Annotated in this window: 1 rRNA gene; it reads left to right on the top strand. The window is 56.8% G+C overall.

The features are described 5' to 3' along the window. Window positions 1-47: 47 nt before the first annotated feature. A 23S ribosomal RNA gene (locus tag ACFVTF_RS38530) occupies window positions 48-1,323 on the top strand; the annotation flags it as partial.

Raw genomic sequence — 1,323 nt, 5'->3', positions numbered from 1 at the left:
GTGACTGGTCGTTGTTTGAGAACTGCACAGTGGACGCGAGCATCTGTGGCCAAGTTTTTAAGGGCGCACGGTGGATGCCTTGGCACCAGGAACCGATGAAGGACGTGGGAGGCCACGATAGTCCCCGGGGAGCCGTCAACCAGGCTTTGATCCGGGGGTTTCCGAATGGGGAAACCCGGCAGTCGTCATGGGCTGTCACCCGCTGCTGAACACATAGGCAGTGTGGAGGGAACGCGGGGAAGTGAAACATCTCAGTACCCGCAGGAAGAGAAAACAACCGTGATTCCGGGAGTAGTGGCGAGCGAAACCGGATGAGGCTAAACCGTGATGGTGTGAGACCCGGCAGGGGTTGCCATCACGGGGTCGTGGGATTTTTCTTGATCGGTCTGCCGGCCGGTCGGCGAGTCAGAAACCGTATGGGTAGTCGAAGGACATGCGAAAGGTCCGGCGTAGAGGGTAAGACCCCCGTAGACGAAATCTGTACGGCTCGTTTGAGAAACTCCCAAGTAGCACGGGGCCCGAGAAATCCCGTGTGAATCTGGCGGGACCACCCGCTAAGCCTAAATATTCCCTGGTGACCGATAGCGGATAGTACCGTGAGGGAATGGTGAAAAGTACCGCGGGAGCGGAGTGAAATAGTACCTGAAACCGTGTGCCTACAAGCCGTGGGAGCGTCGTTCATCAGCTTGCTGGTGGGCCGTGACTGCGTGCCTTTTGAAGAATGAGCCTGCGAGTTTGCGGTGTGTAGCGAGGTTAACCCGTGTGGGGTAGCCGTAGCGAAAGCGAGTCCGAATAGGGCGGTTGAGTTGCATGCCCAAGACCCGAAGCGGAGTGATCTAGCCATGGGCAGGTTGAAGCGCGGGTAAGACCGTGTGGAGGACCGAACCCACCAGGGTTGAAAACCTGGGGGATGACCTGTGGTTAGGGGTGAAAGGCCAATCAAACTCCGTTATAGCTGGTTCTCCCCGAAATGCATTTAGGTGCAGCGTCACGTGTTTCTTGCCGGAGGTAGAGCACTGGATAGGCGATGGGCCTTACCGGGTTACTGACCTTAGCCAAACTCCGAATGCCGGTAAGTGAGAGCGTGGCAGTGAGACTGTGGGGGATAAGCTCCATGGTCGAGAGGGAAACAGCCCAGAACACCGACTAAGGTCCCTAAGCGTGTGCTAAGTGGGAAAGGATGTGGAGTCGCAGAGACAACCAGGAGGTTGGCTTAGAAGCAGCCACCCTTGAAAGAGTGCGTAATAGCTCACTGGTCAAGTGATTCCGCGCCGACAATGTAGCGGGGCTCAAGCACATCACCGAAGTCGTGTCATTGCAGCA

This window comes from Kitasatospora sp. NPDC057940, assembly GCF_042887425.1.
Lineage (GTDB): Bacteria > Actinomycetota > Actinomycetes > Streptomycetales > Streptomycetaceae > Kitasatospora.
This window is presented reverse-complemented; position numbering and strand designations above follow the sequence as displayed.